The sequence below is a fragment of the Candidatus Litorirhabdus singularis genome (assembly GCF_026262625.1).
GTDB classification, from domain to species: Bacteria; Pseudomonadota; Gammaproteobacteria; order Pseudomonadales; family Halieaceae; genus Litorirhabdus; species Litorirhabdus singularis.
In genome coordinates this window covers 755167-779825 of sequence record NZ_SHNN01000002.1, presented here as the reverse complement: position 1 = coordinate 779825, position 24659 = coordinate 755167, and the positions used below count along the sequence as shown (strand labels likewise).

General features: G+C 54.4%; 27 protein-coding genes. 17 read left to right on the top strand and 10 right to left on the bottom strand.

Annotated elements, in window-relative coordinates:
• The first annotated feature begins 3 nt into the window (after window positions 1-3).
• From EYC98_RS11945 to EYC98_RS11925, 5 genes are all read left to right on the top strand, one after another.
• The gene (locus EYC98_RS11945) at window positions 4-543 is read left to right on the top strand and encodes a class D sortase (RefSeq protein ID WP_279245571.1); all 540 of its coding nucleotides are present in this window, start codon (window positions 4-6) and stop codon (window positions 541-543) included.
• A 166-nt stretch (window positions 544-709) separates the two neighbouring features.
• The gene (locus tag EYC98_RS11940; protein WP_279245570.1) at window positions 710-1417 is read left to right on the top strand and encodes an OmpA family protein; all 708 of its coding nucleotides are present in this window, start codon (window positions 710-712) and stop codon (window positions 1415-1417) included.
• Between the two features lie 303 nt (window positions 1418-1720).
• On the top strand, window positions 1721-1852 hold the full coding sequence (locus EYC98_RS11935; protein WP_279245569.1) for a hypothetical protein: 132 nt from the start codon (window positions 1721-1723) through the stop codon (window positions 1850-1852).
• On the top strand, window positions 1839-2051 hold the full coding sequence (locus EYC98_RS11930; protein WP_279245568.1) for a hypothetical protein: 213 nt from the start codon (window positions 1839-1841) through the stop codon (window positions 2049-2051). The genes EYC98_RS11935 and EYC98_RS11930 overlap by 14 nt, the downstream gene beginning before the upstream one ends.
• 62 nt (window positions 2052-2113) lie before the next feature.
• Window positions 2114-2539: a hypothetical protein gene (locus EYC98_RS11925; RefSeq protein WP_279245567.1), complete on the top strand. Its 426-nt coding sequence runs from the start codon at window positions 2114-2116 to the stop codon at window positions 2537-2539.
• Between the two features lie 180 nt (window positions 2540-2719).
• On the opposite strand, the gene EYC98_RS11920 is transcribed toward EYC98_RS11925, so the two are convergent.
• Entirely contained in the window at window positions 2720-3121 is a 402-nt protein-coding gene (locus tag EYC98_RS11920) for an MAPEG family protein (RefSeq protein ID WP_279245566.1), read from the bottom strand.
• Between the two features lie 155 nt (window positions 3122-3276).
• On the opposite strand from EYC98_RS11920, the gene EYC98_RS11915 reads away from it, so the two are divergent.
• Window positions 3277-5148 (top strand): N-acyl-D-amino-acid deacylase family protein, encoded by a 1872-nt coding sequence (locus tag EYC98_RS11915; protein WP_279245565.1) that lies wholly within the window; start codon window positions 3277-3279, stop codon window positions 5146-5148.
• Here EYC98_RS11915 and EYC98_RS11910 read toward each other — a convergent pair.
• Window positions 5145-5915 (bottom strand): SDR family NAD(P)-dependent oxidoreductase, encoded by a 771-nt coding sequence (locus EYC98_RS11910; RefSeq protein WP_279245564.1) that lies wholly within the window; start codon window positions 5913-5915, stop codon window positions 5145-5147. The two genes, EYC98_RS11915 and EYC98_RS11910, sit on opposite strands and share 4 nt — an antisense overlap.
• A 204-nt stretch (window positions 5916-6119) precedes the next feature.
• Here EYC98_RS11910 and EYC98_RS11905 point away from each other — a divergent pair, with 204 nt between their 5' ends.
• Window positions 6120-6371, top strand: coding sequence for a hypothetical protein (locus tag EYC98_RS11905; protein ID WP_279245563.1), 252 nt, complete (start codon window positions 6120-6122; stop codon window positions 6369-6371).
• Between the two features lie 77 nt (window positions 6372-6448).
• Here the strand turns inward: EYC98_RS11905 and EYC98_RS11900 are convergent, their stop codons facing one another.
• Window positions 6449-7348, bottom strand: coding sequence for a BrxR family helix-turn-helix transcriptional regulator (locus tag EYC98_RS11900; protein WP_279245562.1), 900 nt, complete (start codon window positions 7346-7348; stop codon window positions 6449-6451).
• 246 nt (window positions 7349-7594) lie between these two features.
• Between EYC98_RS11900 and EYC98_RS11895 the strand changes: the two genes are divergently transcribed.
• From EYC98_RS11895 to EYC98_RS11870, 6 genes are all read left to right on the top strand, one after another.
• Complete coding sequence (locus tag EYC98_RS11895) at window positions 7595-7936, top strand: helix-turn-helix domain-containing protein (protein WP_279245561.1); 342 nt, start codon at window positions 7595-7597, stop codon at window positions 7934-7936.
• Window positions 7933-9231: a type II toxin-antitoxin system HipA family toxin gene (locus tag EYC98_RS11890; protein WP_279245560.1), complete on the top strand. Its 1299-nt coding sequence runs from the start codon at window positions 7933-7935 to the stop codon at window positions 9229-9231. Before EYC98_RS11895 ends, EYC98_RS11890 begins: the two co-directional genes overlap by 4 nt.
• A gap of 159 nt (window positions 9232-9390) precedes the next feature.
• Window positions 9391-9909, top strand: coding sequence for a YqiA/YcfP family alpha/beta fold hydrolase (locus EYC98_RS11885; RefSeq protein WP_279245559.1), 519 nt, complete (start codon window positions 9391-9393; stop codon window positions 9907-9909).
• Between the two features lie 272 nt (window positions 9910-10181).
• Complete coding sequence (locus EYC98_RS11880; protein ID WP_279245558.1) at window positions 10182-10724, top strand: hypothetical protein; 543 nt, start codon at window positions 10182-10184, stop codon at window positions 10722-10724.
• Window positions 10721-10909 carry a hypothetical protein gene (locus EYC98_RS11875; RefSeq protein ID WP_279245557.1) on the top strand — a complete coding sequence of 63 codons (189 nt, stop codon included), beginning with the start codon at window positions 10721-10723 and terminating at the stop codon, window positions 10907-10909. The genes EYC98_RS11880 and EYC98_RS11875 overlap by 4 nt, the downstream gene beginning before the upstream one ends.
• Before the next feature lie 101 nt (window positions 10910-11010).
• Window positions 11011-11337 (top strand): hypothetical protein, encoded by a 327-nt coding sequence (locus EYC98_RS11870; protein WP_279245556.1) that lies wholly within the window; start codon window positions 11011-11013, stop codon window positions 11335-11337.
• A gap of 32 nt (window positions 11338-11369) precedes the next feature.
• Here EYC98_RS11870 and EYC98_RS11865 read toward each other — a convergent pair whose 3' ends face one another.
• From EYC98_RS11865 to EYC98_RS11855, 3 genes are read right to left on the bottom strand one after another with little or no spacing between them, the layout of a single operon-like run.
• A complete protein-coding gene (locus EYC98_RS11865; protein ID WP_279245555.1) occupies window positions 11370-11984 on the bottom strand; it encodes a 3'-5' exonuclease in 615 nt (204 codons plus the stop codon).
• Window positions 11985-12003: 19 nt separating this feature from the next.
• On the bottom strand, window positions 12004-12486 hold the full coding sequence (locus EYC98_RS11860) for an NfeD family protein (RefSeq protein WP_279245554.1): 483 nt from the start codon (window positions 12484-12486) through the stop codon (window positions 12004-12006).
• On the bottom strand, window positions 12486-13418 hold the full coding sequence (locus EYC98_RS11855) for an SPFH domain-containing protein (RefSeq protein WP_279245553.1): 933 nt from the start codon (window positions 13416-13418) through the stop codon (window positions 12486-12488). Before EYC98_RS11855 ends, EYC98_RS11860 begins: the two co-directional genes overlap by 1 nt.
• Before the next feature lie 124 nt (window positions 13419-13542).
• On the opposite strand from EYC98_RS11855, the gene EYC98_RS11850 reads away from it, so the two are divergent.
• Together EYC98_RS11850 and EYC98_RS11845 are read left to right on the top strand one after the other, a co-directional pair.
• On the top strand, window positions 13543-14637 hold the full coding sequence (locus EYC98_RS11850; RefSeq protein ID WP_279245552.1) for an efflux RND transporter periplasmic adaptor subunit: 1095 nt from the start codon (window positions 13543-13545) through the stop codon (window positions 14635-14637).
• A gap of 4 nt (window positions 14638-14641) precedes the next feature.
• The gene (locus tag EYC98_RS11845) at window positions 14642-17767 is read left to right on the top strand and encodes an efflux RND transporter permease subunit (protein ID WP_279245551.1); all 3126 of its coding nucleotides are present in this window, start codon (window positions 14642-14644) and stop codon (window positions 17765-17767) included.
• Between the two features lie 162 nt (window positions 17768-17929).
• Here EYC98_RS11845 and EYC98_RS11840 read toward each other — a convergent pair whose 3' ends face one another.
• Together EYC98_RS11840 and EYC98_RS11835 are read right to left on the bottom strand one after the other, a co-directional pair.
• A complete protein-coding gene (locus EYC98_RS11840) occupies window positions 17930-18646 on the bottom strand; it encodes a hypothetical protein (protein ID WP_279245550.1) in 717 nt (238 codons plus the stop codon).
• 10 nt (window positions 18647-18656) lie between these two features.
• A complete protein-coding gene (locus tag EYC98_RS11835; RefSeq protein WP_279245549.1) occupies window positions 18657-19415 on the bottom strand; it encodes a glutathione S-transferase N-terminal domain-containing protein in 759 nt (252 codons plus the stop codon).
• 61 nt (window positions 19416-19476) lie between these two features.
• Between EYC98_RS11835 and hrpB the strand changes: the two genes are divergently transcribed.
• Together hrpB and EYC98_RS11825 are read left to right on the top strand one after the other, a co-directional pair.
• Complete coding sequence (gene hrpB / locus EYC98_RS11830) at window positions 19477-22023, top strand: ATP-dependent helicase HrpB (protein WP_279245548.1); 2547 nt, start codon at window positions 19477-19479, stop codon at window positions 22021-22023.
• Window positions 22024-22130: 107 nt separating this feature from the next.
• Entirely contained in the window at window positions 22131-22706 is a 576-nt protein-coding gene (locus EYC98_RS11825; RefSeq protein WP_279245547.1) for a hypothetical protein, read from the top strand.
• Here EYC98_RS11825 and EYC98_RS11820 read toward each other — a convergent pair.
• Together EYC98_RS11820 and EYC98_RS11815 are read right to left on the bottom strand one after the other, a co-directional pair.
• On the bottom strand, window positions 22703-23407 hold the full coding sequence (locus EYC98_RS11820) for a PaaI family thioesterase (RefSeq protein ID WP_279245546.1): 705 nt from the start codon (window positions 23405-23407) through the stop codon (window positions 22703-22705). The genes EYC98_RS11825 and EYC98_RS11820 overlap by 4 nt on opposite strands.
• The gene (locus EYC98_RS11815; RefSeq protein WP_279245545.1) at window positions 23404-24561 is read right to left on the bottom strand and encodes an epoxide hydrolase family protein; all 1158 of its coding nucleotides are present in this window, start codon (window positions 24559-24561) and stop codon (window positions 23404-23406) included. Before EYC98_RS11815 ends, EYC98_RS11820 begins: the two co-directional genes overlap by 4 nt.
• Between the last annotated feature and the right edge of the window lie 98 nt (window positions 24562-24659).

The window sequence follows — 24659 nt, the reverse complement described above, 5'->3', positions numbered from 1 at the left end:
TTTATGCGCTTTGTGCTTATACTGCTGATGACGCTTGGCTGTTGGCAGGCGGGCGGTGCGCTGTGGATGGTGGGTAAGTCTGAGTTGGCCCAGCTTCTCATAAAGAAGGCCTGGTTGCAGGGAAAGCAGTCGTCGGCGTGGCCAGGCTTGGATACTCGAGCCGTGCTGCGAATGCGAGTTGCAGCATTGAACGTAGATTTGTTCGTACTCGAGGGGCATCACGGGCAGGCGCTGGCCTTCGGACCCGGGCTACAGCTTTCAGCAGTGAGCGACACCAAGGTCATTGCAGGACACCGTGATTCGCACTTTCAATTTCTTGCGCAACTGCGTCCGGGCCTTCTCATTTCCTTGCAAGCTATCAATGGAAATCAAACGAATTATCGTGTCGTTGATGCTGGTGTAGTGGACACGCGTGACCAGCCCTTGCCCGAACACGGTGGTGAGTTAATGCTGGTTACCTGCTACCCGTTTACGGGTGCCAGTGCCGGCGGGCCCTTGCGTTGGGTAGTCCGAGCAGTACCGCAAAGCAAGTCACAGTCGTAAACGCGAGCGTGCTTTTTATAGCCCTCTGATGGCGGAATGTGCGCGCCATAATTGGTCAGATTCTATCGTTGAATTGCCCTATATGCTGCCAGTGATTGCCCCTTTCTCGCTGCTTAATAGCGTTGAAGCAAACGTTAACCGCAGCACAGCTGCAAAGGAGCATGATATGAGCAAAACACGCAATGTAGTAATGGCCGGAATGATGGCATTGATGACAGTAGGGCCTGCGTATGCCGATGAACATCTGGCGACGAAGCAGGGTGCCGGGGTTATCGGTGCGGCGGCGGCTGGTGGTGCCTTAGGCGGGCCACTTGGTATGGTCGCTGGTGCCGCTATCGGCGCCTGGTACAGCGAGCAACTGGAGCAGGCAGCCAGCGCTGAAGCTGACCGGGCCGCGTTGGAAGTCACCGAGGCACGGCTTGCTGTGACTTTGCAGGAGCAGCAGATGCTGGTGGCACGTCTGGAAATGGCAGAGGACGCCAATCTTGATTACGCGCAGCTGGTACTCGAACAATTGCAGTTGGAAATGTTGTTCAAGACGGATGCCACTGAACTGACTCCGCAGGGTCGTCATCGCTTGGCGAAACTGGCGGATTTCCTCGCTAATAATCCGGCTATTGCGGTCCGATTGGACGGTTACGCCGATCCGCGTGGAGATGACGCGTACAACATGCAGTTGTCGTTGGCCAGGGTCAGCTATGTCATGCAGGAACTGCAGGCATTGGGAGTGGCCGCGGAGCGGATCGAACGATTTAGTCATGGTGCTGGCAGCAGCGAAGCGCTCGCGGGCGACTATGACGCTTACGCGCTGGAGCGAGCTGTCCGCATTCATTTGACCGGCAAGCCCGGTCACGGCTATGCCCAAATAGATTAAGAGTGGCTGCAAAGCCCAGTCAGGAGCAGTGCTAGATCAGGTCTTCGCCCGGCATCGCCGGGCTTTTTTGTACCCGTAAAGCTTCATCCTGGCGCCCACCTGGCGCCTTTCTTTACGGGTCAAAAATAAAATAATGTATTAAAAACAGTGGGTTATAAGGAATTAATTGGATTTAAGTGGATCTGATACCAAGATGGCGTCAATAGTCATGCGGTTGGCGCTGTGGGCAATCCTTTGCCAGGGTCTGGCAGCCTATTATGTGTCCATACCGCAGCACATGATCAACATTGAAAGGAACTGACTATGCACAACCACTTGGCGCCAGCGCTGCCTTACGAAGTCGCTGACGAGAATAGTTTTGATGCGACTGCTGGAGAAAACGCTGCAGCGCTGGGCTGGTTGATAGAGATGGAAAACTTCGATGCGAACGATTGAGCTGGCTAGCGATACCGTTTCCGTTGAATTTACGGAGTTTGAGCTGATGGCTTTGGCAGCCCTGGTAGAGAGAGGGCAAGAGGATGTCAGTGTGCAACCAGATGACGCCGCTTGTATAGGTCTGGCCATCAACCGCACAGCGGTAGAGTTCAGGAGTTTGTTAGGACACTTTGAATTGATTGTTCAGCGCAGTACTTGAGGTTGGCGCCAACAAGGCGGCTATGGCGATATGTATCGCCAAATGGAAAAGAGGAATCGGTGATGGACAGCAAGGGGTTACGGGAAATGCACGAGTTGGTAGCACGTATTAAGCAACCAGAGCTTTGCTATATCTTTGCAAAGAATGCCACTGAACGTGGGCAACCGGAGCTGGCCTTGCAGGCTTACCGCCACGCTGTTGATTTACGTGCCGCGGACCATGAGGTGCAGTCTGAGGCGGAGCTAATGGCGGTTAAGGCTTTCTATGCCTACGAAGAGGCGCTGAGTTGGCAGAGTGGTAAGCGTAAGCGCGCCACGGGTACTTGGCAGATGGTGAACCGAATTGGGATCCTGCCGGCGTTGCAAAAGCGCCTTAGCAGCAAGAGTGCCAAAGCAGCCCAGGATGCCCTGAAGCAAATGAAAATGGAGGATTATTCACTGCAGGCTGTTGCCACAGCCTTTGCCGCTGACTTAATGCAAGCGGCTTGAGTGATCCAGTAAAGTATTAGTACCTGCTAATGGCGCAGCGAAAGCAGTCCCTACCTTTCCCCGGCAGCGGTATCGCCGGGAATTTTTTAAGCAATAGGGCGCGCTTCTTTGGCAGATGACACAGGTTTCATGACCCCTACCTTTACCCGGCTTGTGCCGGGTTTTTTTTGCTTGCGGCTACTACAGCGAATGGACCAGCAACCAACCACTGGGTACCAGGTAAACCAGCAGTGTGGACATCATTCCGATGGGACGCAGTAGGCCCGGGCCGACTTCGGTAAGACCGACGTAGTGCGCTATTCGACCGAATACCAGCAGGGCGCCAAGTGCATGCAGCCAGGTATCACCAGCGCCGCATAGTTCCATCATTATTAGCAGTATAAGTGCCAGGGGTACGGTTTCAATGAAGTTGGCCTGGCCCCGAATCCTTCTCAGCATCTCTGGATCGTCACCGTCACCGATCAAAATGTTGTTCTTTATGCGGTAGGTCCCTACGCGCAGGGTAAACGGAATAAACAGCAAACCCAGCAATGCGGTATATAGAGGTATTACGCTGATTAGAGATGCGTCGGGGATATTCATTGGATGCTCCTGATGCGGACGACAGTGAGTAGTAAGAAGTAAATGAAATAGTAGAGAGCGTGAGGACGTGATTCAGTGAAGCACGCACTATAATATTTGCGCCGTTCATTGCAAGTCTGCACAATGGACGGCTGCTTAGTAAGGAGTATATAGCAATGACCGATATTTGTTGGGATACCCTGATCAAGGGAGCCTTGGTTTTTGATGGTACCGGTAAGGCGCCGCAGGTGGTCGATATTGCCGTTCGCGATGGTCGCATCGCTGCGCGTGGGTCTGACCTGCCGGCGACTTTAGCGACGGAGACCGTTGACGCGCAGGGGCAGTGGTTGTTGCCGGGAATGTTGGATATTCATACCCACCTGGATCTAGAGGTAGACCTGGAACCGGGGCTGCCCGAGGTTGTTCGTCACGGTACCACCACAGTGCTGGTAGGTAACTGCAGTCTGGGTACTTGCTTCGGACAGCAACTGCACGGTGACGATAACCCGATTGTCGATTGCTTTACCCGTGTAGAGAACATTCCCAAGCCAGTGTTGAGGAAGTGCGTCGAGGCGGTTACCTGGGATAATACTGGCGACTATCTCGATCATTTCAACAAAATTCCGCTGGGACCGAACATCGCTGCGTTTGTGCCGCACTCGATGTTGCGCGTAGAAGTCATGGGTCTGCAGGAAAGTGTCTCCCGTGAGCCGACCCCGGCAGAACTCGAGCAAATGGCGCAGTTGTTGGAGCAGGCCTTGGAACAAGGCTTTATGGGAATGAGTACCGATGGCTTGCCGTTCCACTATATGGCGAACACCCCCAATACCGATAAGCGCATTCCTACGCAATTCGCACCGCGCTGGGAGATGAAGCGATTGCTGCAAGTTTTGCGTGACCGCGACCGTGTCTGGCAGACCACTCCTATCATCGAAAACCGACTTAAGGCTTTCACTTACTTCGCGTTTACCAGCGGTCGCTTGTTCGGCAAGGCCCTCAAGACTTCTGCTCTGAGTGCAATGGAATTTGCCTTAATGCCGAAAGCTTCGAATGCCTTTCTTGGCTTTGCCAAACTTATGAACGGGAGCTTTTTCCGCGGCAATATGCATTTTCAGGCTTTGGGGACAAACTTCAGAGTCTGGTCGGACGGTATTGTCAGCCCGCTTTACGAAGAGCTTGATTCCACCTGTCGCTTGATTGCCAAGGAATATGATGACGTAGAAGGGCGCCTGGCACTGCTCAATGATCCACAGTTTATAGAGGATTTTCGTACCGACTGGAATCATGGTCGTAGCGGCTGGAATCTTGCCCACTTACGCACCAAGATGGGTGCTCCTGACAGTCTGGTGATACGTGATTTTGACCGTATGGTGTTTGATGGTGCGCCAACGGCTGAATGGGATGGAGAGAATTTTGAGCAGGTTTTTGCGCGTTTGGCACGCTATCAACAGGGTGCTGTTGATCAGGCTCGTAGCGATTGTGAGCGTGAAGTGTTTGACAAGTTCCCGCGTGCCTTAACTGAAGATGCAGACTTTATGCTGCATATGTTGCGTGAGTACGATAAGAGTTTCCGCTTTTGGGTAGATATCGGCAATGTAGGCAATAAGGCCACTCTCGGGTTACTGCTGCACGAACAGACGATGCCGGGCTTCAATGATTCAGGCGCCCACATTACTAATATGGCGTTTTTTGATGCCAACCTAATGTCATTGAAATTGGCGCAGGCTGAATCCCTGCAGACAGTTGCGCGCGTGGTACAGCGCTTGACCAGTGAGCCTGCCGAGTTCTTCGGGCTGGATGTGGGCACCCTGGAAATTGGCGCGCAGGCAGATATTGTCTTGATTGATCCTGAGGCGCTGAGTCAGCATGACTGTGACGCCAACCGGCAGCTCATTTATCGGGAGCTGTTTGAGCACGATCAGATGGTCAATCGCTCTGACGGCGTAGTGACTCGTGTACTCATTAACGGTGAAGCGGTATGGCAGGGCGATGATTTCACCCCGGCACTCGGCAGCAAGACCTTGGGCCGTGCGTTGCGGGCCGCCTAGACGTAGCGCACAGCGCCGCCATCGATGCGGATATTCTGTCCGTTGATAAAACCGGCGCGTGTGCTGACAAGAAATGCCACCAAATCGGCCACTTCCTCACGCTCCGCGATGCGCCCGCAGGGGTTGGGGAAGTCGGTTTCCACGATCATTTTTTGAACCTCATCCCAATCTTCACTGAGCCCGCGCTTGCGCGCTCGCGCTGTGTAGCCAGCCTCTACTTCATCTGTGCGCACGTAGCCCGGTGATACTGTATTGACAGTGATGCCAGTGTTAGCTAATTCCAGCGCCAGGCTCACGCCCAGAGTGGCCAGCGCGCCTTTTGCCGCGTAGTAAGCGGGCATAATGGAATTGGGTTGGTGTGAGCCTATAGTGCCCAGATTGATCACCCGGCCCCAGCCACGTTCGCGCATGCCAGGCGTTAGCCCCTGGGCCATGCGTGCTGCCGATAAAACGTTCAGTTCATACATTTGCAGCCATTTGTCGGTATCAGTGTCCTGCCAGTTGTGACGGTCCGCTGTGCCATAGTTGTTGACCAGAATATCCACGTTGAGGTCTGTTGCGGCAATCTGTTCCAGCACTTGCTCACAGCCGGCGACGGTTGCCAGGTCACCCCATACGGAATAACCATGCTCGCTGCGATCGACCTCATTAATGGCATGACTGATGAGTTGGCAACCTTCTTTTTCCAGAGTGGCGGCGATGACGCTGCCAGTGCCACGATGACTGCCGGTAACGAGAGCGGTTTTGTCCTTGAGATGAAGCTGCATTCTTTGAATTCCGATGACCTATAGGGTGCAGACCATATAACAGCAAAGCAGTCGAGACAATCGTGGGTCTGGCGCGTTATCGACCAGCGGTGTCATGACCGTGTAGGCTACCTGTATGCTTTTCAATCACGTTGGTTAGGCGACAGATTGGCGACATGGACCGAAGCGCGGACACTGATATCTCGACTATTCGGGATAACTCACATGCTCAATCTATTTAGTGATAATGCATTCAGAGAAAGTGAAGATGATATTGACGTAGTGGCGCTCGCGGACTCACCGCCACTGGATATGACCGATGAAATCATTGTGCTCCTTGCCAAGGTCATTGTAATTGGCGCTGCGGTAGCGTTTTACGATGAGCTGGCGGGCTTGCTCATCTTGCTGGCTGTGGCGCTGGGGCTGGTGTACGAGCAGCGGTGTGTAAGCGACGCCGAGATTGGCGTTGATAGCTAGCCGCCCAGATGCCCGGGTAGGCTGTTACATCATGTGGTTCGGACCAGGTCGGGTATCGCCCTAAAACAGGAGCCTCACTAGTGAAACAGATAAGGCTCCAACTCTGACAGATTCTCTACCATGATTTGTTGAGCTTCTGGTTTCATCTGCACGACAGAGGTATCTATGCGCAGTGACTGCAACGCATATTGAACAAGCGATCCACGGGTCGTGATTTTCAGCACGCCATTGCTCATACCATAGTCGCCAGCCACAACTGCTTGTTTGGCAGGGTGCAGGCGTGAGTCTGGTACTAGTCGAATTGTTACCTGCTCACGCCAAGCGACGTCATCTTCATAGCCGTGAGGTGAGGTGTCCATTATCTCCGGGTCGCCGCGAAATCGACTGAGCACAAAGTCACGATACTCCTGATTTTTTTCGCACCAGCCACGCACGTGCCAACGCAGGCCGGTGTGCACCAGAGTATGCGGCACGATTACCCGTCCCTCGCGATCTGGTGCATTGATAGAGACGTAATCGACTTCCAATCGCTTCTGCTGTCTCGCGGCACTGACAATGGGGCGCACGATCTGTGGTGGTACATCGCGCACGGGCACGGACAAAACCTCCATGTTAGCGACCTGTAGGTCAAGGCTTTCAAACATCGACGATAGTTCGTTGTTGCGTGCCATGAGGTGTAGATATTCGTCCGCCAGACCACGGGTGACTCGCGGGGTAAAGCCGGAAGTGGGTTTATAGCCCTTCAAGTATTTGTCGTATTCCAGGTTGGCTGGCCCGACCTCACGCAAGTAGGCGTTGATATCTTTGGAGGCCTGCTGTCGGCCGATTCCAAACGTGGTGCACAAATGTCGGGTGGTCAGGCGTCCCTCCCAGAGGGCGATTATCTCGATAAAGCGGTAACGCACCAGAAGCTCCCAGCGAAACGGCCACTGGGTACGCGCTGCCGGCATTTTGGGTTGATGTTGATCTGCGTCCATTATGTATACATCCACGACATGTGTTCTATGACTACTATTATTCACATTAACGCTCAGGCGGGCAATGTGTTTATCGACGGAAAGTATCTGAATATTAATAATTTGTATAACGATAAAGTTATTACTCAAAATAAGTATTTAAATGCTTTAAAAGTAATTTAATACGCGTTATATATATAAATTATTATGTTACGTAGTCTTATCCTTAGTACTATAATAATATTTAATGAGTAATAAGATACTCGTATGAAATATTCAGATCTAAATAATGAACAAATAGTGAGCGAGCTTGGTCGACGATTGGCTCGTGCCAGGCTTAACCGCAATATCAGTCAGCAGTCCTTGGCTACGGAGGCGGGTATCACTCGCAAAACCCTCTCCAGCCTGGAAAATGGCAGCAACTTTGATGTTTCAACGCTGGTCCGTCTGCTACGAGGACTGGAGCTTCTCGACAGTCTTGAAAGCTTAGCTCCGGCGGACCAGCCGAGTCCGATGGCGCTAGCTCGCTTTAAGGGTAAGACCCGACGCCGCGCTGGTTCGCCCCGAACGCCTTCCGCTCCCGCCTTTCGTTGGGGCGAAGATGAATGACGGTAGCCAGCGTCAGCCTTTGGGGCTCTGTCATTGGCGCTATTGCATGGGATAGTCAGCGCCAGCTTGGTGCATTCGAGTACGCTGCTGATTTTGCTATCAACGGGCCGCAGATAGCGCCCCTGACTATGCCGATTGGCGCGGGTATTTTTGAGTTTGCGGAGCTTGAACGCGATACTTTTAAGGGCCTGCCAGGTCTGCTGGCTGATGCCTTGCCTGATAAGTTCGGTAATGCGGTCATTAATGCCTGGCTCGACAGCGAGGGTCGACGGGCTGATTCGCTCAACCCGGTAGAAAGACTTTGTTATATCGGCTCACGAGCGATGGGGGCACTGGAGTTTAGCCCAGCGCGGGGGTATCGACCGCGGGGCAGTAAGCCGATCCAGCCGGAGCCCTTGGCGGAGTTGTCTGGCAGTATTGTGAATCAGCGCCCGCAGCTGTCCTTTCAGTTCGGGGACGAGCCAGAAAATCAGGGTGCCTTTCAGGAGATTATGCAGGTGGGTACCTCTGCCGGAGGCGCCAGGGCCAAAGCTATTGTTGCCTGGAACAGGCAGACGAATGAGGTTCGTTCAGGGCAGCTACCTGCGCCAGAGGGATTTGGCTACTGGATTCTAAAGTTTGATGGGGTTAGCGCTAACCCAGATCAAGAGGAACCGCAGTTGCGCGGGCACGGTTTGATTGAATACGCTTATCACTTGATGGCGCTGGCGGCAGGTATTGAGATGCAAGAGTGCGGATTACTGACGGACGGCTCACGCCAACATTTCGCCACACGCCGCTTTGATCGCGATGAACTCGGCAACAAAATACATATGCTAACGCTGTGCGGAATAGCGCACTTTGACTTCAATCGCGCCGGCGCCTATAGCTACGAGCAGGCGCTGGCAGTCATCCAGCGTCTTGGCTGCGGTCGCCAGGCACTTGAGCAGCAGTTCAAGCGTATGGTTTTTAACGTACTGGCGCGAAACCAGGCAGATCACACCAAAAATATCGCATTTCTGATGGATAAATCCGGCGATTGGCGGCTGGCGCCGGCCTATGACATGAACTTCGCCTATAACCCCCGAGTTGATTATGATCACCGTCACCAAATGAGTATTAACGGTAAGCGCGATGGTCTCAGTGTAGAGGACTTGCTGAGCGTGGGTCGGTTTTGCGGCATCAAGCGTAATCAGGGGCGCGCGCTAATCAGTGAGGTACAGGCCGGTATTGACCTGTGGCGGGATGTGGCGCGTCAGGCTGGCGTGGCGGATAAGCCTGCGCGTGACATCGGTCGACAGATGCGTCGGCTCTAGTCCGTCTGCTCTAGCCTTGGGGTTGTGGCTTTCGCCACAGAAATACCTGATATCTGTACCCGTTAACGGGACATGAATAGCAAAATTGGCGCTAGGTGATCTGCTGGCCGCGTCAATTATGATACGTTCTTCAGTAAAGTAGTGTAGGACAGATTAACGGTGAGAATATATTTTGCGCATGGCAAAGAAAGCGGCCCCTGGGGCAGTAAGATCCGTGCTCTGGCGGAATTGGCCGAGAGTAAAGGTTTCGAGGTCGATAGCGTTGATTATCAGAATCAGGACGACCCAGACGCGCGCGTGGTGCGGCTGTTAAACATTCTTATCCGTGAGCAAAGCGACGCGTTGTTGGTTGGCTCAAGTATGGGTGGATATGTCTCCTTGGTTGCTTCCCGCAGCTTCCCGGTTAGCGGGGTATTTCTAATGGCTCCGGCACTCTACATACCTGAGTATGAGCAGCAGTCCTATTGCCCGGGTGCTGCTCATGTGGAGATTGTTCATGGTACTAACGATGAGGTGGTGCCTTGTGCCAACTCTGAGCGTTTCTCCCGTGAACATGATTCCCGGTTGCACTTGATAGAAGGTGATCATCGGCTCAACAGTTCGTTGGATACTGTGAAAAACCTGTTCTCTGATTTTCTCGATCTGTTTGAGGTAGAAGGCAGCCGCAACCTGCATTAGCGCTGGGCCCAGTGCGCTGCCCCTTTTGCCATTCCCATATATTCGTTTGCACACGGTTTTGCTGGCCATAGTAACTTGGCGCCCGCGGACATGCAGCTGACGTTGGCGGCCATGGGGTAAAAATGCCGCTCTCCCTAGTATGGAACCCGTAATCCATGATTATGGGAGAGTACTTTGTCAAAGACAAAAAGTGGACTTTGGGGTCAAGGTGCGGCTTGCCTGACGGGCCTGAGCCAACGACAGCTGGCTAAAACCGCCTTGGGTCCGGTCCAATGACCCGCGATAAACAATGGTTTGCAATAGGCCCGAACGACCCTGTAGATCGCTTGCTCAGTCTGGTACCTAGGCTGCCCGTGGCAGACGCGGGTTGGACGGCATTAGGCGCTGCTGCCTGCATCGATCGCTTTCCTGTTTCCTATGATAGTGAGGCCTGCTTTATTGCCCAGACAGAATGGTCCGATGACATGCGGCCGGTGCATCTTTCTTACTGGGAAATAGGCCTCGACCCTGAGCGACGTTACTGGCTACTGTGGCGCAGCTGTCTTGAGAGTCCGCGGCGGCCGGAGCAGCGCTTGGGCTCAACTACCGATGGCGTGTCTTCGGCTACCTATCAACCCTTATGGCACTCCCGGCCCGTTGCAGCCTGTGAGCGGGGCGAGCTTGGTATGCCTGAGGCTGCTGTCTTGCTACTGCGCGTAGCCTGGCGGGAGTTATTGACGCTGCATGGAATCCCGGCACCGGATTTTTACGATGCCACCAGCCTTGTCAACACGTTGGAACTACGAGAATTAGCGCGCCAGGTATGGGGCGGATGATGTCTGACGAAAGGCGCACGCCTTTATCAGCATTCTTCCTGTTTCTGTTTGTGACAGTCAGTGTGGGCCAGTATTGTCTGCAGCGCGAAGTCACCTGGATGACCGATATCCTGCACTATGCCGAACAGCAGGTGCGTGAAGTTGCTCGTGACATGCAAGATCAATTCGCCGGTGATGCTGTTTGACCGCCTACTGCATCCATCGTGTTGAAACGTTTGCCTGAAAACACGACAGGCCTGAAGGAGTTGGCTTGCGCGTTACTGGTGCGGCGTTGTAGTTTTACACGATGTTAGCCAAGCAACATATTCAAAAGTGGGCCGAAGAGGGCTTCCTGTTTATTCGCAGTGTCGATGGCCACGTGCGGCGAGTCGGTTTTGAGTCGATTGACCATAGTAAGCATATGGCAACCCAGACCGGTTATCAGGCCTTCATTCAGCGCCGAGACGGGAAAAATTTTGGTATCGTATTTACCAATTCGGTGACCGTTGACTGCCGTTTTAATGCGCCCACTGCCTTTATTCCTAATGGCGACCCTGAGCAGGCGTGGTGGGTATTTCCGCCCACCCATCAGGACGACGGCAGGCGTATTGTAGCGTTTTCAAAGTCGCGCTAGGAACGTTGCGCAATACAGGTACATGGCAGCTGCTACTCAGCAGCTTTCGCCGCTAGCCAATCATCAGCCCGCGCTATGGCTACACTTTGCAATTTTTGTAGTAACTCCAGTGGAGCATCTTCCAGACCAAAACCGTCGCGCAGTGTGGCTAGCATGGCTAGCCAGAGTAGGGCGGTCATTTCAGCATCGGCCAGGGCGCGGTGAAACGTTCCGGTAATAGGCACGTTTGCGTAATCGACCAGTGTTCCCAGTTTGTGGTTTGGGGCGTCCGGATATAGTCGCCGTGCGACACGCATAGAACAGAGAAATGGCTGTTGGCGGGTACAGTCCACACGCTGATATTCGGCGTCGAGAAAGTTTTGATCAAAGCTGGCGTTGTGAGCTACCAGTACCGCATCGCCAACGAATTCATGCAATTCGGGAAATACTTCACGGCCGTTGGGAGCCTCGGCGAGCATGCTATTGCTAATACCGGTGTAACTCTCGATGAAGCTATCTACCTGGCGACCCGGGTTGATCAGTGTTTGAAAAGTTGCCCCAATCCGGCCATCTTCAATGGCGACAGCACCTACTTCAATAGCCCGATCGCCGCCACGAGCGGAGAGTCCGGTAGTTTCGAAATCGATGACGACGATGCGTTGCTTCACAGAGATGGCGCGCGGCGGGTCAGACCCGATAACCCTCCGGACGGACTTTCTCTTCCAGAATCAGTGTCATTCCGTCACTGTCAGCAACTTTCACGATCTCTCCCACAGGCAGATCACCTTCGCATTTCACTCGCCAGCGGGTGTCACCCACTTGCACCGAGCCTTCGCCGTTATGAACAGGCTCTGTCAATGTTATGAACTGACCTACCAGTTGTCCCGCGCGATCGTTGATTAATGGTGCGTCGGTGGCATCGTTGAAATTACGAAAAACCTTTAAATACAACATAGTGAGACTCACCGAGGTGAGTGCGAATATCGCCAGTTGCCAGGGCCAGGATAGCCCCGGGATTACAAACAGCAGCGCGGCCAGTAAAAAAGCTGCCAGTGCCATGCCTATCAAAAAGCCACCAGCGCCCGCTACCTCAAGCACCATGAGCATAGTGCCGAAAACAAACCAGTGCCAATCCTGCAGACCCGCCAGAAGCTCAATAAGAGAGTGCATTAGCTATTGCTCCCGTGTTCCTCGCTCATTGCCCCTTTGGTGATATCGGTAATACCGGCGATTGCGCCAATGAGGCTGCTTGCTTCCAGCGGAATCATAATTACCTTGCTGTTATCAGACGTTGCCAGGCTACCAAGTGCTTCGGTGTATTTCTGTGCAATAAAGTAGTTGATGGCCAGTGGATTGCCTTTGGCGATGGCATCACTGACGACGGTGGTAGCTCTAGCCTCTGCCTCCGCCAGCCTTTCGCGGCCTTCCGCTTCGCGAATAGCAGCCTGCAGTTCACCTTCTGCGGTCAGAATCTTCGCTTGCTTGTCACCCTCTGCGCGTTGTATATCGGCTTCTCGTGTGCCCTCAGCTTCGAGAATCTGGGCACGTTTTAGCCGCTCCGCCTTCATTTGTCGCGCCATGGCTTCGACCAGGTCAGCGGGAGGGGTAATGTCACGAATCTCGATGCGTGTCACCTTAATGCCCCAGGGGTTAGTAGCTTCGTCCACTTTGTTCAACAGTTCTGCATTGATGCGATCGCGATTAGACAGCATCTCGTCCAATTCCATCGAACCGAGTACTGCGCGGATATTGGTCATAACCAGATTCTGCAGCGCTCGCTCGCGGTCGTTGACTTCATAGGCCGCTTTTTCGGGTTGCTGAACTTGATAGAAACACACAGCGTCGGTTGTCACCATCGCGTTGTCGCTGCTAATAACTTCCTGCGGCAAGATATCCAGCACCACTTCCATCATGTTGACCTTTTCGCCGATGCGTTCGACAAAGGGAACAATGAGGTTGAGGCCGGGCTTGAGTGTCTTGGTGTATTTGCCGAACCGCTCTACGGTCCAGTTGTGGCCCTGCGGTACCAGCTTGGCCCCAGCGACTATGACGCTGATCGCAAAGATGACGACTACGATAGCCGATATACCAACTCCGTCCATGTGCTTACTCTCCTGCTCTGCGTGTCCGCCGTATTGTAAGCTGAGCAGGCGCTTTTTGACAGTCGTCGCCCGACGTGGTGAATAGCGGCGCTATTTGAGATGATAGCGACTATCTGGTTCACAAATGAGTTTTCCATTGTTGTCTTTTTCGAAGTCTAGCCTTTTGATTCTACTGCTGTTGCTGGTTGCCTGCGGAAGCGCAGAGCCCCCTGTATCAGGGCCAGGGCAAACTCTCACCGTTGCTGTAGTGGTGCATCAGCTGTCGCCCCAGAGCTGGCAGGGAAAGGTCAGTAGCTTTGGTGTGGTAGAGGCACTGGAGCAGGTTGACGTGTCATCAGAAACCCACGGCACGGTAGCCGCCGTTATGGTGAAGGAAGGAGACGCGGTAGAGGCTGGAGACCTGTTGGTTGAACTGGATCGCAACAAGGCTGAGCTGCGCCTTACCCAAGCTAGCCGAGGTGCGGAACAAGCGCACGCGTTGTTAGAGGAAGCGCGTCTGCGCTTGCAGCGACGAGAGGACCTCGCACGTCAGGACACTATCTCGGCAGAAACGCTGGACAATGCCAGGCTGGCGGTACTTGCAGTAGAGGCTAACTATCGGCGTGCTCAGGCTGTTCGGCAATTGGCCCAGAGAGAGTTAAAGGACACGCGTATTGTGAGCCCGGCGCGGGGTCTGGTGGACCAAAAATTGGTGGAACCTGGCGAGCCGGTAACCATTGGTGCGACTTTGGTGCGACTGCAAGTAGTTCAGGTGATGCGCGTGCATACCTGGATAAGTGAGTCCGATATCAGCCATTTGCATGCCGGTGCTGTTGCCAGCGTCACGCTGACCGGTATTAAGGGTGTTCACTATGCGGCACGCGTAGAGTGGGTTGGTGTGAAGGCAGACCCTGCAACTGGCAACTTCCCGGTCAAGTTGATTCTTGAAGCTGGAGACCCTCGGATTCGACCCGGCATGACCGCTACGGCATCAATTGAACTGTTGGAGCAACCAGAGGTGTTACTGCTGCCTGAGGCGGCGCTGGTAGATCGCGACCGGCAGCGCGTTGTCTTTGTTGTGCGAGAGGGCCGAGTGCAGCAGGTGAAACCGTTACTGGCAGCAGGTTATGGCAGTCGCTTACAAGTGTTAGCCGGATTGGTAGCGGGTGACCAGGTGGTTGTAGACGGGCATTTCGGCTTGAATGATGGCACGCCGGTTAGCGTAACGGAATCTTTCTGAGCGTATGCAAAATCTGATTGCATGGTTTGTGCGCCGCCCTCTGCTGGTTAACCTGATTATGGTTACTGTGTTTCTGATGGGAGCACTGACCATTGCTGATATGCGCTATGAGTACAATCCACATATCGATATGGGTGTGGTCAATATTACTACCGTACGCGCGGGAACTGGTCCAGAAGAAATCGAACTATCGATCACGTTGCCGCTGGAAGAAGAGCTGTTGGAAATTGATGGGGTGCGTAACCTTTACTCCAATAGCATGGAAAACCTGTCTGTTATAACGTTGAATCTCGACCTGGATGCCGCTCCCAAACATGTGATCATGAGAGATATCCAGCAGGCTGTAGATCGAGCGGTAGCGCGTTTACCCGCGGACCTGTTGGAAAAGCCCTTGGTAGATGAGCTCTCGACGCTGACCACGCCGGTCATGGACATTCATGTAACGGGAACGGCTTCAGAAGCGGTACTGAGACAAGTGGCACGCAACACCGGTGACGCGCTGCGTGAAGTCTCCGGGGTGGCGTCGGTGACTCGTCTGGGCTACCGCCGGCCTGAAGTGCGGATAATGTTAGAGCAGGAAAAGCTGGCTCGGTTAGGCATTAACTACGAAGAAATTATTGAGGCTATTCACGCACGTAATTTGCGTGATAGTGGCGGCGCACTAGACTCATTTACCACCGAAAAACAGGTAATCGCCGTCGGTCAGTTTCGCCAGCCGCGCGATATCGAGAAAGTTGTTATTCGTGCTCGAGAACCGGGTAACACCGTGCTTTTGCGCGATGTCGCTGAAGTTATCAGTGCCTATGAGGACTGGCAGATACAAACGCGTATTGATGGTCAACTGAGTATTACCCTACGTGTGAGAAAAAATGCACTGGCGGATGAGGTTCATACAGCAGCCAATCTGCGAGCGTTCGTCGCGGCGGCGGCGCTTCCCCATGGAGTAGAGCTCAAGGTTGTGGGCGATGTATCGCGGTTGACCGATAACGCATTAGAAGTGCTCACCGGTAATGCCATTGTCGGGCTGTTGGCAGTGTTTGTATTGCTCACCTACTTTTTACAATTTCGCTTCGCATTTTGGGTTGCTCTGGGAATTCCCTTCGCGCTGTGCCTAACATTTTTGCTGGTCTCAGCCTTGGGGCATACTATCAATTCCATGACGCTTGCCGCCGTTATTTTAATGCTGGGAATACTCGTCGATGATGCGGTAGTGGTCAGCGAAAACACGCAGTATCTGCGTCAGCAGGGTTTTTCAGCAGGGCAGGCGAGTATTCTGGGTGCTGCGCAGGTTAGTCAGCCGGTAGCGTTCAGTGCGCTAACCACGGTATTGGCGTTTACCCCTCTGGTGTTGCTTGAAGGTTCCAGCGGTGCCTGGATGGAGCCGTTTATTGTTACCGTGGTAGTGATTCTTCTGGCCTCGCTGTTAGAAAGCCAGTTCCTGTTGCCCAGCCATCTGAGTCATGTGCCAATCTCCAAACAGCCAGCGGAGCGGGTTCGTTTTGAACGACTGCGCTCCGCCTATCAACGGCTGATTGAACGTTTGCTGCAGCGGCGCTATCTGACACTGCTGGGCTTCTTGCTAATGTTCCTAGCGGTGGTAGCGATTGGCCTCAGCACCATTCGTTTCAGCCTGTTCCCGGACCTCGATTTCGACACTGTGCATATCAAGATCGAGTTGCCGCCGGGAACCAGCTTTGAGCAAACAGTCGCGGCCGTAGCAGAGTTGGAAGGGGAGTTCCGGCAACAGGTTAACCCAGCTGACCTACTCGCTATAACCAGTGATATTGGTCATCACGATACCAATTTCTATGGCGCCACCGAGGGGCGAGATCAAGCCTGGGCGTTGATAGCGGTGCAATTGCATCCGTTGGGAAGACGCAGCGGTGACTCTACTACACGGCAGTTGGTGGAGGACCTGCAACAGGTGGTTAGCGATAGAACCGGTTTTACATCCATTACGGTACAACCGCAGACTGATCTACCAGTAATGGGCGAGCCAGTTGAGGTCGAGGTAGTCGGTAGTGGTGATGAACGCTTTGCTATTGCTGCGCAGCTGCAGGATTTTGTTGAGTCGCATCCGGCCGTGACGACTGTGTGGAACTCGCATCACGCCGGTAAAGATATTGTTGACCTACAGTTTAATCACGGCTTGCTCGCAGCACGTGGTCTTAGCATGGAACAGGTGATACGCGCCGTGCGTGTCGCTGTAGACGGTTTGCTGGTGGATGAACTGCAGACGTTGGACGAAAGAGTCCGTTACCGCTTACAGCTAACGCCTGAGCAGGCGGGAAAACTGCAGACGCTGGAAAATCTTTCCATCATTAATTCCCGTGGCCAGCCCATCTACCTGGATAGCGTGGCAGACTTTCATGTGCGTTCTGGCGAGGCCAATATTAAGCACTATTTTGGTAAACGTACGGTGACCGTATTTGGACGTATTGACGAGCAGAAGACGACGGTAATGGATATTAACGCGGATATTGCTGAGTTTGTCGCGGCACAGAACTGGTCAGCTAGTTACCCTGGCGTGCGTATCAAGTTATCTGGACAAGTCGAGGAGAACGAGCGTGCGCTGGGTAATTTCCAGCTGGCTATTGGAGTCTGTTTACTGGCTATATTTGCCGCCTTGGTGATTTTGTTCAATTCAGTATCACAGCCGCTGTTGGTTCTTATATGCCTGCCGTTTGGTATCACTGGGGTGATTATCGGTTATTCGGTGCAGGGCATGACCATGGGTATGATGGCCATTACCGGTATCATCGGACTGATGGGCGTTCTGGTGAACGATTCGCTGGTGCTGCTGCATGCGATGAATCGACAGCGCAATGAAAAAGGTGACTATCTGTCTCCCATGGAAGTTGCCGCCGTTTGTTATCGCCGTTTCAGGCCCATTTTTATTACGTCGTTGACTACTGCTGTAGCCATGCTACCAACCGCTTATGGATTGATGGGGGAGAACAGCTACCTCAAGCCAGTCTTCATGAGTATGGCCTGGGGTGTCATCTTTGGCGGACTGGTATCACTGCTGTTGCTCCCCATTATGTATATGATTGATCAGGATGTGCGCCGGCGTTTGGGCCTACGCTTACCAGCAGATTTTACGGCTGGGGATGGCGCCGCCGAAGCATAAGATTAGTCGAGGTAAAGGGATATGGTGCAGTATTGTGAGAGCGTGCCAGAGATCTGATCGGCATTGCGCATCCAGATTTCAGAGAGGATTTACAGCGCCAGGCGCACGAAATTTTGCGCATTCGCTTCCCGCAACGATAACCGCTGCCACCAGCGGTGGCGCTCAGCTGGCGCGAGTTTTTACCTCTATCCACAGTGACTGTGACGCGGCTAGCACCTCACCCTGCTGATTGGCTATAGCGGTGGCGCCACGGCGTTTGCGCCCCTCCGCTGGTCCCAGAGGCCAGCTGAACACGATTAGCTCTTCCGCGCCCGCAACCTTGGCAAAGATCGTTCCGGTGAGCTCACCCAGTAGTGAGGGTGGCTGCTCTTTTCCGGCCGCAGCAAAATAACCGGGGCAGTCCAACGCAGACCAGATAATTTCTGGCGTTAACATGCCATCGCCGTCCAGAAGGTTAGCGGCCGGTTGCCAGGCACACGCGAGTAAATTCCAATCATCAACCGGACCGGGATGCAGGCACAGCCCGTCCTCCACAGCGCGGGCTGGACCGCATACAAAACAATGTGGGAAAAAGTGATTGTCGTAGGCGCAAAATGCCTGCTGGCCACGGCGGGCGTCCTCTAGCGAGGGTGCAGCGGGAATATCCAATTGCCAGGGCGCGGCGTTGGCAGTGCCAATCAGAGTATCTTCGTCGTGGAGATCAACCAGACCTGACTGCAATTGGCGCAGTTGCATGGGTTTTTCCAGCGGCGGCGGTGCATGCAGTCTTACTGTGGCGGCCCCATCGATATAGCTGGCGAGTAATCCGCAGGTGTAGCCGCCGTTGCCAGATTGCGGAGGTCCATTGAAGCGGGAGGGGATGATAACGGTAGTAGTCATAGAAAGGCCTCTAAACCGCGTAATTGTCTGACAGGTAGTCGACGATGGCGTCGGACTCAAACAGGCCGGTGCCGGTGTTCGGATCCCACAGAAACGGAATACCCATGCGTCCCTGTTCTTGCTGCAGTTTAATACGATTGGGTAGCTGGCTGTCCGGAATCAATTCCAGACGTTCACGCAGGACCGGCGGCAGCCACTCTCCGAGCTCACTGCGCCCGCAGTTGCGGAGGAGGTAGGGCAGTTCCAGCTGGCATAACAGCTCCCGAACCGGTCTGGCATAGGGGCTGCCTTCAAAACTATAGAGTTCTAGCAACTGCTCAGGTTGCCGAGACGCCTTGACGCTCAGCCCGCGACTGCCGCGTGCGCCGCTGGCCAGCATCGAGCTAACCGTTTGTAACGCTCCCAGACGCCATTTCATCGGTATATCGCCGTTGCCATAGGTTTCGAAAAGATAGGCAATAATGTCAAGTGATTCGTATAGGCTAACATCGGTATTGGGGTCGACTAAATACGGAAACTGGGCTTTGCCTGCCAGCGCTACCAGTTCTGGCCGAAAGCGCTGACCCCGTTTGGGGGAAGGGTAGATTACCGCGTCCAGATCCAGCTCGGTCAGTACTTCACGCACCAGCCTGCAATAGGGGCAGTTTTCCATGTCGTATAGCACCAGCGGCTCTGGGGGCTTGTCTTGCAGAGGCTGGGCTCTGATGCCTGTCCAGCCCCGCGCGGCGGAGGCGAGTGTTGACGTTAACAAGTTGAACGGTCCAGGCATTGAGTTTTCCTCTGTTCATGCGATTGTTCTGTGCCCATGGTAACCGAAGGTGACTCAGGGTATGAAGACAGTATACTGCCCCCTGATGTTCGATACCGACCTGCCAATTTACGAGTTGCTGGAGCCAATCCGGCAGTTCCTTACCTGCGCCAATGAACTGGTGCTTGAGGCGCCGCCCGGTGCCGGCAAGACCACACAAGTTCCGTTAGCGCTGATGCATGCGGAGTGGCTGGATGGGCAGCGTATTATCATGCTGCAGCCGCGGCGCATGGCAGCGCGTGCCAGTGCTCAACGTATGGCGCAACTGTTGGGAGAGTCTGTTGGTGTAACGGTTGGCTATCGCGTGCGCGGTGACACCCAAGTCGGTCGTGGCGGAACGGGAACCCGCATCGAAGTGGTTACTGAGGGGATTCTGACCCGTATGTTGCAGTCGGATCCTGCACTGGACGGCGTTGGGTTGGTGATTTTTGATGAATTTCACGAACGTAATCTGGATTCAGATCTGGGCCTGGCGCTGGTGCTACAAGCTCGAGAACTGCTGCGCGAGCCGCAGGATCCTCTCAAAATTCTGGTAATGTCGGCGACGCTGGATGGAGACAGCGTGGCAAAGCTTTTAGGCAATGCGCCGGTGCTACGCTGCGAAGGGCGTCAGTTTCCAGTCGCCGTGCATTACCGCGCCCCCTGGCGCGCGCGACAGTCAATTGTCGAGCGCGTTGTGCCAGAAATTGAGGCGTTGGCGGCTGATGAAGGTGCCGGCAGCATTCTGGTTTTCTTGCCTGGGCAGGGTGAGATCGAGCGTGTCCGCAATGCCTTGAACTTGCCCGGCGAGATTGCAGTGATGCCGCTGTACGGAGCGCTTGAGCTGAGTCGGCAGCAGGCCGCAATCATGTCTCCTGAATCGGGCCAGCGTAAAGTGGTACTGGCAACCAATATTGCCGAAACCAGCCTGACAATCGACGGTATCGGCTGTGTGATTGATAGCGGTTTGGCTCGCCATCCTCACTATGATCAGCGCACCGGTATGACCCGGCTCACGCTAGGGAGAATATCGCGTGCGTCCAGTATCCAGCGCATGGGACGAGCGGGTCGGGTGGGTCCCGGTCGGTGTGTTCGCCTATGGAGCGAGGAGCAGCAACAACAATTGGAGCCGGCCAGTGTGCCTGAAATCAGGCAGGCAGATCTGGCGCCCCTGGCACTGCAGTTATTGCGCTGGGGTGTCGCTGATCCGTCTGAGCTGCAGTGGTTGGATGTACCGCCGTCTGGACCCTATGCGCGGGCACTACAACTATTGACGACACTGGGCGCTGTGCATCAGCTAGAGGGATTATCACGCTTAACAGCCCATGGCGAAGCGATGGCGATGTTACCGCTGCATCCGCGGTTGGCACATATGCTCTTGCAGTCGGTGCAGTGGGGCTTGGTAGAAAACGCCTGCCTGCTCGCGGCCGTGTTTAGCGAACGTCAGCCGCAGACCATTACGGGTGTTGATATTGAGCGCAGATTGGCGGCGCTTGATTCTGGTAATGCATCCCAGCTTTCCCGCTCGGGTTGGGCCAATCGCGTTAGGCAGCAGGCGAGCAGCTATCGAAAACTAATGCTGGAGCCCGAGAGACATATTGCCGTTGATGCTACTGATATTACTGGTTTGTTGCTGGCGACTGCCTGGCCTGACCGAGTGGCACGAGCGCTAGAGGGAGAACCGGGCCGCTATCAGCTTAGCAATGGTCGTCAGGTGACGCTTGGTGCTGAAGATGAACTTGCCCGTAATGAATGGTTGGCAGTGGCAGAGCTGGGCGCGAAGAGTGGCAGCGCCACGGATCGTATTTACTGCGCCGCCGCGTTGGAGCCTATGTTGTTCGACCACGCCTTGGCAGGGCTGTGCCGTGTGCAGGACACTATAGCCTGGGGTGATCGTAATGAGCGCCTGTTGGCTCAGCGGCAGCGGTTGCTCGGTACACTCGTGCTTAGCAGTAAGCGGCTGGAGAACGTTCCAGTAGCTGCACGCAGCGCGGCGACGATGAGTTATATTCGTGAGCGCGGGTTGGCGCTGCTGCCCTGGAATAACGACTCCCGCCAGTGGCAGGCCAGAGTGATGTTGGCGCATCAGTTGCAGCCCGAGAGTTGGCCTGATGTCAGCGATAGTCACTTGGTCGCCACTCTGGAAGGGTGGTTGCAGCCCTGGCTAGACAAAGTAACCCGGCTTGCAGATTTGAAGGCACTGGACCTAACCAAAATTCTATCTGCGCAGCTGGACTGGAATCTATCGCAGCAATTGGAGCAGCTGCTGCCGACCAAATTGCAGGTGCCCTCAGGTTCCGGCTACAACATCGATTATCTCAGTGATCCACCGGTACTAGCCGTGAAGTTACAGGAGATGTTTGGTGCCAGCGATACTCCCAGCGTAGCGCAGGGCAAAGTGCCACTGATGCTGCATCTGCTGTCACCCGCGCAGCGACCGCTGCAGGTGACTCAGGATTTAGCAGGGTTCTGGCGCGGTAGTTATCGTGAGGTGCAAAAGGAGATGAAGGGTCGCTACCCCAAGCACCCTTGGCCCGATAAGCCATGGGAAGCGGAGCCAACACGATTCACCCGACACCGGCGTAAGTAGTCCCGGACTGTGTGCCTGCGTTGGCGCAGTTGCGGGCGTAGAGTTTGCGAATGACTGCGGCGTTCAGATGGCCTATGCTGCGGCAGATCAATGCAGGGAATGTGTAAGTGCAACTATTGAAATATCTGGTACTAGCGGTGGCTGGCTTGATGTTGTCGCCGGTGCTAAAGGCAGAGACCGATACGCTGACCACGGCCTTCGATGGCCACTGGGTCATCAATGAAGAACTTAGTGATGACAGTGATCGTCAAGTTGAGAAGGCTATTAAGGCGGGTGGCGGCAAGGTTCCGCGTGGCAAGAAGACCAAAGGTCGCTATCGTGGCGGACCCGTGGAGCAACAGCTTTACGACCATCTTTCTTACGACGAAGAGCTTTATTTTTCCTATCAGGAACCAGAGTTTGTGCTGCGCTATAGCGAGGGCTATGAACGGGTATTCTATTCTGATGGCAGGTCGCAGGTGGTTAGCACCAGTCGTCGAAGCAAACCGTTAGACTTCAGCTTTGCCGGTTGGGAAGCTGGGGTGCTGTACGTAGAGTCAAAACCACTGGATGCCGGCTATATCCTCGAAATTTTTACCCTGATCAACGACGCAAGCCAGTTACAGGTGCAGTTGCAGTTAGAGCCTGCCAGCTTTCTGGCGCCGATTCGTATTACCCGGGTGTACGACCGGGTGCTGCCCTAGCTCTTAGGCACTGTCGCGTCGCGGTGCATATTTTGCATTCCGTCACGCGGGCGCACAAACAGTGCGGTGCATTCAGCGGTTTGGACATCGCCAGCGTACATGGTGGCTGTCATGAAAGTTTTGCGGCCCTCTACCCGGTCCAACTCGGCGCGCAGTGATAGTTCCTGATGCAAGGGTGTGGGCCGCAGGTATCGTACGGTCAGACTGCCTGTCATCCCCGGCGTCTTGCCCATAATTTGGGCCATACCTAGAAACTGGTCGAGAATGGCGGCAACGAACCCGCCGTGCACGTGCCCGGGTGGACCCTGATAGCCCGAGCCACAGGTCACCTTGCCCAACGCGATGTCGCCCTCAAACCACATGTTCAAACCCGGTGCGATCGGATTACTTAGCCCGGCGATAGCATTGAGTTCATGATTGACCTCCGCGTAACCGCCATGACGACCGTCTTCAGCAAAGGCGGTGATGCCATAACGCCGCTCTGATTTGGCGAATTGGCGGGCCTGTAACTCCAGTCGTTCGGCGATGTCATTCATCTCATCAACGTCTGGGGTAGAGGTAAGGAGCACTTCAGTCAAGTCTCGTAAAGACTTAGCCAGTCGACGCTTCGCCTGCCAATGCTCGGAGAAGGGCGGGCTGATATCCTCCGACTCAAAGGGGTTAAATAAAGGCGTACTCATGCCGGGTTCTTCGTCACTCATTGGTGACGCAGCTGCGCAAAGCACTTGCGCAATTCTGAGACAAACACTTCGGGCTGCTCAAAGGCCGCGAAGTGGCCTCCAGTGTCCAGCTCGTTCCAGTAAATGATGTCGGTAAAACGCTTGGCGGCCCAGCGTTCGCTGGCGCGGAAGATTTCCTTGGGAAATATGGAGCAGCCGGTGGGCATGTTGATCGGATCCATATTGACGTTAACAAAGCTCTCCCAATACAGGCGTGCCGAGGAGGCTCCGGAATTGGTGAGCCAATACATCATCACGTTGTCGAGCAATTCGTCCTTACTAAGGATGTTCTCGGGGTGGCGCTGGTCGCCTTCGCCGCAATCCATCCAACTCCAGAATTTCTCGACAATCCAGGTCATCTGGCCGCTGGGTGAATCGGCCAGGCCGTAACCCAGCGTTTGCGGTCGCGTGCCCTGCTGCTTGGAATAGCCGGAATCATGTTTGTCGTAATAGCCCATGCTTTCCAGTGCCGCCAATTCGCGATCTGTCATATCCACCATGCCCTCTTCGTCGGGTGGCGCGATGGGCATAGTGATGTGAATGCCAGCGCAGTGCTCGGTTTGGCTCTGGCCTATGGCCTGGGTGACCATAGAGCCCCAGTCGCCGCCTTGTGCGACATAGCGGTCGTACCCTAGCCGTGCCATCAACTCGCCCCACATCTCGCCAATCTTATCGACCCCGGTGCCGGCCTGGGTGGGTTTACCTGAGAATCCGTAACCGGGCAGTGAAGGGCAGACCAGGTGAAAGGCGTCCTCCGCCTTTCCGCCGTGCTCCGTGGGGTTCACCAGCGGCTCAATAATCTTGTGAAACTCAGCGATGGAGCCAGGCCAGCCGTGGGTCATCACCATCGGCAGCGCGTTCTCATGGGGGCTGCGAATATGCAGAAAGTGGATGTCTATATCGTTGATAACCGTAGTGAATTGATCCCAGTTATTGAGCTTGCGCTCCCAGCGTCGCCAGTCGTACTCCTGAGCCCAATAACGCGCCAGCTCCTGGCTGTAAGCCAAGGGTATACCCTGGCTCCAGTCGTCAACGACTTCGGCCTCTGGCCAGCGTGTGCGCGCCAGGCGGTCGCGCAGATCTTCCAGTGCGGACTCGGGAATGTCGATGTGAAACGGCTTTATTTCATTGCTCATAGGAGGGTCATCCTTTCAATACAGAGTGATTCTTGCAGGCTGGGGATACGTTACACAGGCCGGAGAGGGTTTGCCAGCGAGCGGTCGTTTAAAGTTGT